Annotated in this window: 7 protein-coding genes; 4 read left to right on the forward strand and 3 right to left on the reverse strand. The window is 48.9% G+C overall.

The window, feature by feature from the left end:
* Nucleotides 1–520: 520 nt before the first annotated feature.
* From D8U71_RS18130 to D8U71_RS18140, 3 genes are all read left to right on the forward strand, one after another.
* The gene (locus D8U71_RS18130; protein ID WP_130888354.1) at nucleotides 521–1,327 is read left to right on the forward strand and encodes a virulence associated protein; all 807 of its coding nucleotides are present in this window, start codon (nucleotides 521–523) and stop codon (nucleotides 1,325–1,327) included.
* Complete coding sequence (locus tag D8U71_RS18135) at nucleotides 1,317–4,412, forward strand: DEAD/DEAH box helicase (protein WP_177434921.1); 3,096 nt, start codon at nucleotides 1,317–1,319, stop codon at nucleotides 4,410–4,412. The genes D8U71_RS18130 and D8U71_RS18135 overlap by 11 nt, the downstream gene beginning before the upstream one ends.
* A 623-nt stretch (nucleotides 4,413–5,035) precedes the next feature.
* Nucleotides 5,036–5,395 (forward strand): DUF6124 family protein, encoded by a 360-nt coding sequence (locus D8U71_RS18140; protein WP_065616219.1) that lies wholly within the window; start codon nucleotides 5,036–5,038, stop codon nucleotides 5,393–5,395.
* 157 nt (nucleotides 5,396–5,552) lie between these two features.
* On the opposite strand, the gene D8U71_RS18145 is transcribed toward D8U71_RS18140, so the two are convergent.
* The 3 genes from D8U71_RS18145 to D8U71_RS18155 are packed head-to-tail and all read right to left on the reverse strand — an operon-like array spanning nucleotide 5,553 to nucleotide 7,045.
* A complete protein-coding gene (locus D8U71_RS18145; protein WP_130888356.1) occupies nucleotides 5,553–5,942 on the reverse strand; it encodes a hypothetical protein in 390 nt (129 codons plus the stop codon).
* Nucleotides 5,939–6,544: a hypothetical protein gene (locus D8U71_RS18150; RefSeq protein WP_201278865.1), complete on the reverse strand. Its 606-nt coding sequence runs from the start codon at nucleotides 6,542–6,544 to the stop codon at nucleotides 5,939–5,941. Before D8U71_RS18150 ends, D8U71_RS18145 begins: the two co-directional genes overlap by 4 nt.
* A gap of 3 nt (nucleotides 6,545–6,547) precedes the next feature.
* The gene (locus D8U71_RS18155) at nucleotides 6,548–7,045 is read right to left on the reverse strand and encodes a PAAR domain-containing protein (protein WP_125927373.1); all 498 of its coding nucleotides are present in this window, start codon (nucleotides 7,043–7,045) and stop codon (nucleotides 6,548–6,550) included.
* A gap of 673 nt (nucleotides 7,046–7,718) precedes the next feature.
* On the opposite strand from D8U71_RS18155, the gene D8U71_RS18160 reads away from it, so the two are divergent.
* Entirely contained in the window at nucleotides 7,719–8,078 is a 360-nt protein-coding gene (locus D8U71_RS18160) for a DUF6124 family protein (RefSeq protein ID WP_125927374.1), read from the forward strand.
* Nucleotides 8,079–8,384: the final 306 nt, after the last annotated feature.

An 8,384-nucleotide genomic window follows, 5' to 3' on the forward strand; every position in this document is an offset into this window, starting at 1 on the left:
GTGGAGAGGTTGGGGGAGGGGGTGGTTTTGCCTAGTTTGGTGAGGCCGTGATTAGAGGATTGAGGTCGGTTGCTTTTGCCGTTCAGACGATTGCGGTTCAAGTGATGTTCCAAAAAAACCGCAAGCCCGGAGCAGAGTATTTGCGTCTGCTTTCAATAAAATTGGATATTCGAGCTAGCAATTCACAGGGATGACTCATAGTTAGCGGCCTCTGATTCCCTTGCCCTCTGCTGGAGCAGCATTCATTAGCATGCTTCCCATGGATACCTGACCCTCTTGATCAGAACGTTAAGAATCACATTCTCAATGTACGCCATGTCGGCCATGGCTCACGTTCCCGATCGTCCTCACGCGTCAGTCAGGGGATTCCGTGCGCGTATCACCGGTAGTGGGTAGGCTCCGGGAGGATTTGCAAAGTGATAAAAGATTAAGACCTGGATAAAAAGACGAAACTCGGCTAATAAAGGAGGCATGTGGCCAGTGCGCGTTCGAAGGGCACGTTATCTTAGGGAGCTGAAGCGTGAGTCTTATTCACATTGGATGGTTGAAGAATACTGGTCAATTCAGTTCCGCCTGTGGTCGAACTGTTCCAATCTATGAACTTCGACACGATATAGCCGACCAAGTAACAATGTCGGCTTGGGCTGGGCACTTTAGGCGCCATTACTGTAGTGATGATGATTTAAAGTACATCAAGCCATCCCATATCACCAGTTACAATTATTTAGTAGAAATAAAGTTTCCCTCCAAAACGAAAAAGCCAGGACCTAGTATTAGGTCCGGGGATTTTGCTGAAATATTAGTGGCGGATTACATGCAGTACCTGCGTGGCTACGATGTTCCTAGAATACGATGGGATAGAAAAATTATAGCGAACGAATCGGCGAAGGGTTCAGATGTAGTGGGCTTTAAGTGGAATAACTCCTCGCCAAGTGCCAGTGATCATTTACTGATTTATGAAATTAAGGCGCTCGCATCGGAAAAAGGTAGAGCTAAGGTGCTACAAAAGGCGGTGGATGATTCAGCTAAGGATGATATCCGTTTGGCTGAGACATTAAACGCGATGCGGCAAAGACTGGGTGATAAGAAAGATGCTCAAGGATTATCAACAATTGCTAGATTTCAAAATTATTCTGATCATCCATATGATAAGGGGTACGGCGCTGCCGCGGTTGTAAGTACATCCTCTTTTAATTTGACGAAGCTGGCTTTGACAACGGCAAATGCACACCCATACAAAGGTAATGTTGAAATGCTCGTGATACGCGGAGATAGTTTGATACCTCTGATTGATGCACTTTACGAGCGAGGCGCGAATGAAGCTTGAGGCTCGATCTAAAAGATTGCTAGGTCTGTCTAAAGCGACGGCGAAGCTGAAAGAGTTGAAAGTGTCCGAGGATATTCATCCTCCATTGGCTGATGATCCTTTCGCGCTCATAATTTTGACGATTGGCATATTAGGGCAACTAGCTGCACTGACGCTGAAGAATGAAGATTTAAAGGAGTTGGCTGGTCTTAAAGAACAGCTTGTAGATGTTGCACAGTATTTTGATTCACTTGATGGATCGGGTCTTCTTGATAAGTCTGGCGTGTACTTAAGAATGCTTGGTGCTTCTGCGTATTACCTAGCTGACATGCCAGGAAGCTCTTCCGTGTTAGCTAAAGAAATCCCATATGATTACGAACTGAGCACTCACCGTCTGGAGGGGGTGTTGATTTGGGTTCTGAAATCTGATCATCAACATAGTTGGTATCGTCAGCCAGGTGGTTATTTTTCGGAAGGTGCTACTAAGCTGGTGAACAATTTAAATTCGTTTTATGAGGGGGGAGTGTCGGATGTTGAGGTCAACACTAGCGCCCTTAAGCTGCGGGAAATGGTTTACAGCGCTGGGTCAGACAGAGACTTGCTTTTTATAGACGTAATTTGTGCTGTAGTACAGGTGAAAATGAGGAATTCATCTCGTATTTGTCTACCGTTATATACTGAGCTTGATTTGGAAACGTGGAGATCAATCTTAGCTAGATCTAGTTTTATGAAGGAGCTATGGCCGGCTCAACGTTTGATGGGAGAAGAGGGTGTACTAAAAGGAGTGTCTGCTGTCGTGCAGATGCCTACAAGCGCTGGAAAAAGTAGAGCAATGGAACTAATAGTTCGAAGTTCTTTACTATCCGGTAGAGCAAAACTGATAATTTTGGTTGCTCCATTTCGAGCTCTGTGTGCCGAGATATCAGATTCATTCAGAGTTGCATTTGCTTCAGATGACGTTCTTATTAATGATCTTCCAGATCTGAATCAAATTACCGAGGCAGATTCGGAATTTTTTAAATTTCTACTTGGTGATGCGTATAGAGAGCGATCCAAGGGGAGTGTGCTTATAACAACTCCAGAGAAATTGGCCTATCTTTTGCGGCATGAAAATGATTTGGCAGCAAGCATAGACCTTTTGCTGTTTGATGAAGGCCACCAATTTGACACTGGCAAGCGTGGAGTTACATACGAGTTACTCATATCCTATCTTCGAGATGCAGTGAGTCCGGAGACGCAAAAGGTTATGATTTCAGCAGTAATGGCAAATGCTAAGTCAATAGGTGACTGGCTTAACTTTGAAGCAGGAATAGAAATCCAAGGGGCGAAAGTTCTTCCGACAGTCAGAGCAATTGGCTTCGCTACTTGGTCGGATACTCCTGGCGGTGGCGGTATTCAGTTTTTCGATCAGGGGATGCTAGAAAGTAATCAATATTTTGTTCCCGGCCTATTACAACCTATTGAGATTAGAGAGAATAAGGGAAAGGTCAGGAGTTATCCCGATAGGCTAAATAGTCGGGAGGTCGCATCCTACTTGGCAGTGAAGCTTTGCGAGTTAGGGGGTGCTGCTATTTTTTGTGGGACTAAGGTTATCGTAAGATCTGTTTGTAAGGACTTGGTGAGTATTTTTGAGAAGGGGGTGGACTTACCATTGCCCGCCTCAGCAGGTGACCCTGAAGAAGTGGCGAAATTATATTATTTGGCATCTTTGCATATGGGGGATTGTGAATACGCAAAGGCGATTAAGATAGGTGTAATGCCGCATAGCTCAAATATCCCTGCAGGACTACGTTCATCTGTGGAGTGGGCACTGTCCAATGGAAAAGCTTCGCTAGTGGTTTGTACGTCTACGCTAGCACAGGGCGTAAATTTGCCAATTCGATATCTTCTTATTACGAGTACTTTTCAGGCTGGTAATGCGATATCTACTCGAGACTTTCAAAATCTGATGGGGCGTGCCGGTCGATCTGGGTATTACACAGAAGGGAATGTAATATTTACTGATCCACAAATTTTCGATAATCGTAGGTCGAGCGCAGGATTCAAAAAATGGCGACAGGTTAAGGAACTTTTGAATTTTGATAGTGCTCTAGACTGTTTGAGTAGTCTAAAAGGTTTGGTAGAGAAATTTTCTAATCCTGGCTCAACTATTGATGTTATGGATTTTCTTTCCAATACTCATTCTTGGCTACAGCGTGCGATTGATCTCCGGGCAGTTGAAAAAGACAAGTATAGGAAAAGGGATTTTGATTCGTTGATATTCGAAATGAACTCACGGATAGATCGGCTTCGTGCGTTGGAGAGCTATATTATTGCATATGTCGGTGATGACCAGGATGCTGATGTAGCTGACATTGAGGGGTTAGCTAAAGAGACCTTGGCATATAGCCTTGCGACAGAGGATGAGCAAAATAGTCTGATAGCATTGTTTGTCCATATTTTCGACAAAATGAAAGATTTGGATGTGAAATTTTATAAAGGCTACGGGCGTTCGTTGTTAGGCATCGATCAGTTGTTGCTTGTAGAGGAGTGGTTAGATAGTAATCAGTTTGATCTTGGTCTTTCGGAATCTTGTGAAGATGCGTTGCGGGTGGTTTGGACTCTTGTTATGCAACTGTCAAAAGGTTCAATAGGTCACAAAATTATGCCTGAAGCTCTATCATTAGGTATTGCATCTAGATGGGTCAATGGGCAAAGCTATAATGCATTGCTTGAGTATGTTAAATTATCGAAAGGCCACTACCAAGCGGGTAAGCAAAAGCGTGCGGTGACCATTGATAATATTATTGAGTTTTGTGATAAGTTTCTGGGTTACGAAACGATGCTTTATGTTGGTGGTGTTGCAGACATACTTGAGGTGAAAGGGATGTTAGATGACTGTGTCATCCTCCTTCGCGGGTTGCAGAGTCGTCTTAAATACGGACTGGGTTCTGATATTGAAATCGGATTATATGCTGGAAATTATCCTGATCGGGAAGTGGTTAAAATGATTGCGGCTGAGATTTCTAAAGTTAGTCCGATGGGCTTGACCCAGGAATCGATCAATGAAAATCAACCTTTGATAATTTCAGTGCTTGCGCGATTCCCCTCTTATTTTTCGCGCTAGTTTAGTTTGGTGGTCGATGTTTTTTTATAAGTTTCTTCCATGGGAGTGCAGGATTTCCGATTTGGGCTTGGGTTTACTGCCGGTGGATATCCAGATTTTGCGGATACCTGCTTTTGGATATTGTTCGGGCACGAGGAGATATCATCGTAACGGTTCGCGCAATGGAAGCCGCTTCGTTGGATGTACGTTCCTCGAAACTATTGGAATAGAAGAAGGGCATACGCATAGGGAAAGATATATTTAGAGTGACGTAGTGGAGGGGGCGATAAACACTAACGTTTAAAAAGACATTTCCAGTCACGCTCTCAGGCTACATATCCTTGCGCCTTTGCCTACAGCTACGCCAGAATCTGCCGGCTTGTGCGCTTTGTACCTGGTCTTTATCGTCTAGGTGTCGCTTGCAACCCAGCGACCGGGTTTAGCGACCTGACCAGGTATAAGTACAACGACGCTCCAGTTTGTCGCAGACGTTTGCGATGACGCTATGGTGGCTGTGCGTGGGAGACCTTCGGGTCTGCCGGGTCTTATACCTCTCGGTTCGCTAACCCGCGCACAGCTGCCACCCTTACTTGTTTAGCGACAGGTTTTGGTGGTTCCACCAGGTATAAAAATGGAGCTTCACCATGATCAAACCAACACCCAACCCGCCCGAAACCGATCCCACATCTCCCTACGAATCCCTCGATTCAAACAAACTCCACGAAGCTGCCGACCGCGCGCTTGATCATTACCTGTCGCCAAACAATCTCCTGCCTCCGCCGCGTAAGGCACGTGGGATGTATGCGGTGACGGCGGATACCAAGAATGAAGAACTGCTGGCTGATGCGAGTGAAACGCTTGCTTCGGCGAAGACGATTGCTCAGGACATTTCCAGTCTGTTGCCGGCACCGCAGCGGCGGGCGTTGTTGGGGGTTGCTCAACTGATCATGTTGGGGGAGCTGGCGGTGAATCGGGCGCTAGATAATTTGGAATTGCCGGGTTGATGTGGAGTAGGGCAGGCAGCGATGGCTGATGCACTGTTTGTGCTGCCTGATAATCCGCTTTCGCCAGCAGGCTGGCTCCCACAGGGTTCTGCGTTGGTCCCGGATATTGTGTTCGTCGCTGAAACCTGTGGGAGCGGGTCGGTTTATTTTTGCGTGATTATTGAGCCGCTTCAGGACATTCACGGGTCCATCGCGTCACCGTCATGTCGTTGAACTGCTCACCGATGGTATCGACGCGCAGGCAAGCGCCTTTCTTTGAGTAGTACAAGATGCAGCGCGAGCTATCAAACGAGCAGGTGTCCAGTTCGAAGTACTTGCGTGTAGCCAGCTCCTTCTCCACGCCACTGTATTCATACCCGTCGGTGGTGTGCATCGGCGTTGGCTTCCATCCTTGTTTGACGAGCTTGGACTTGGCCGCAGCCAAACGCTCACCGACGACGATGCCTGCTGGCCCGCGCTTGTCGTTTGACGCCTGTGAGTCATCGGCAAACGTTGCGCTGACACCCATGCAATAAAGTGCCACAAATACGAGGGTTGAAGCCTTCATTTGGTTGTTCCTCCAGCGGCTTTGTAGCTGGACAAAAACTCCGGATACTCGACGTAATGTTGCGGGGGGTAGTGATTCTTTTTGCCGGGACCTTCGGGAAGTGCCGCCCACCTTGTTGCTGCTTTCGGCATCGCGCCTGGAATGTCGCCGGCCTTGATCTTGTCGATCACACCCAGGGTGCGCAGCATGTCGACCGCGATAAGGTCTTGCGTATGAGGCGTAAAATCGGTCAACCCCATCTTTCCGCCATACTCGCGCCAAGTGGCAATGGTTATCTGATACAAGCCCGATGCCGTTGTGGATCCGCCGAAGCCGGCGCCAGGATGGGTTGATTCATCAGTGAACGTCCATTTCCCGGTCTGAAAGCCCTTTGCCCAGCCGTATCCATATTTCGCGTGGTAGTCACCGCCTTCGGCTTTGGCGATGGCAGCCAAAAAGGCCTTTACGTTCTTATCCTTCAAATACTCTTCATTCTCTGCCCGTCTTATCTGTTTTTTAGCGTCCAGCGCTACAGTTTTTGGGGTGGTGTCTTTGACGGCCGTCACTTCTCGCGTGGCGACGGGAGACATCTTCCTGCCACTTTTGCTAATCACTTCAGCCATGCCTTAATCCTCAAGAAACAGCTTGATGGTTTCAGGCAGGTGCGAACTCACTATGTGCGTGTATCCCATCGGATCACTTACGCCGTGCTCCATGCTGCCGTCAGCGCGTTGAATGGCGTATTCAAAATTGGCTAACGGTTTTCCAGACTCTTGGTCAACCAGTCTGAACTTGTCACTAAAGTGCACCGGCATTGGCAGCAGACCGCTGAAGGGCGCTGATACGACGGTGTCGCCAATAATGACCGTGCCGGATCCGCCGATAACCACGTTGCCGTGGCCGCCGATACTGTCTTTAGTCGCAGCGTTCAGCCCATTGATGAATACCGTACTGCTGACGGCGCCCGTGATTGGGCTACCGCACGCGGACTTATCTGTCATTCGAGCGGCAGCAAGGCCATCGAAATTCACATTGGGCGAACCGCTGACAATAGGGTTTGTGCCATGCCCAGGAAGCGGGCAACTGGTTGGATCTGTGACTCGCGCAGCGGGTTTGCCACTCATGAATAATTCCTTTTCAAAGTTTCAGTTTTCCTTGGCCTGAATGGAGTCGATAAGGGGGCGATGGATATCGGCTGCCAAAATAGTGCGGTGCTGTCCAGCGTGTACGTGAGAAGAATGGGCATATCCTTGGAGGGGTGCATAACGTTTTTACTGTCCATGTATATGTGCTGCGCGCAGCATGCCCGAGGCAGGCGATGCGCTCAATATCTACTTACAAATTATTAGTTGACTGTTTGGCGTCATAAAGACCGGGCGAGCTAAGGTAATCCCTGGCAACGGATGACGGATCGTTTTTAGAAATCGGAGCGCGATAGGACGTGTTGAACACCAACGTTTAAAAAGACATCTCCAGTCACGCTCCCAGGCTACATATCCTTGCGCCTTTGCCTACAGCTACGCCAGAATCCGCCGGCTTGTGCGCCTAGGGAGCGAGTTCTATCGTGGTGCGGTCGCTGACGAATCAGCGATCGGGTTTCGCAGCCCGGATCAATCAAGGCGCGCAGCGCTCCAGTTCGTTGTCATTTTTGGCAATGGTGCTTTATGGCGGCTGTGCGCGGGATACCTTCGGGTATGCCGGGTTCCTTGATTCCCGGTCTGCGAACCTGCGTACAGCTGCCACCTCTCTTCGTTTCGCAGCGAAACGTGGCGGCTCCAATAATCAAGGAGCTTCACCATGATCAAACCAACACCCAACCCACCCGAAACCGACCCCACGTCTCCCTACGAATCCCTCGATTCCAACAAGCTCCACGAAGCCGCTGACCGCGCGCTCGATCATTACCTGTCGCCAAACAATCTCCTGCCTCCGCCGCGTAAGGCGCGTGGAATGTATGCGGTGACGGCGGATACCAAGAATGAAGAACTGCTGGCTGATGCGAGTGAAACGCTGGCTTCGGCGAAGACGATTGCTCAGGATATTTCCAGTTTGCTGCCAGCGCCGCAGCGGCGGGCGTTTTTGGGGGTAGCTCAACTGATCATGTTGGGGGAGCTGGCGGTGAATCGGGTGATGGATAATTTGGAGGTGGCGGGGTGATGTTGTTGGCCTTGGTCCGGCGCTGGGCCTTGGGATTTTAGGTGCGGCAGAAAAGCCCCTCACCCCAGCCCTCTCCCGGAGGGAGAGGGAGCCGACCGAGGTGTTTTGCGTTTTACATCGACCTGAGCGTGCGCGTTGATTATGGATTTGTGATGCTGCGTTCTGGTCGGTGTGATTCTGGTGTATTGCCGGAGTTTCCATTGCTGCATAGCTGCGTATGCCTGAGACCTGTAGACACTCGAGTAAAAGAGCCCCTCACCCCAGCCCTCTCCCGGAGGGAGAGGGGGCCGACCGAGGTGTCTTGCG

Origin of the sequence: Pseudomonas sp. Sample_21 (assembly GCF_004307525.1) — a bacterium.
Classification (GTDB): Bacteria; Pseudomonadota; Gammaproteobacteria; order Pseudomonadales; family Pseudomonadaceae; genus Aquipseudomonas; species Aquipseudomonas atacamensis.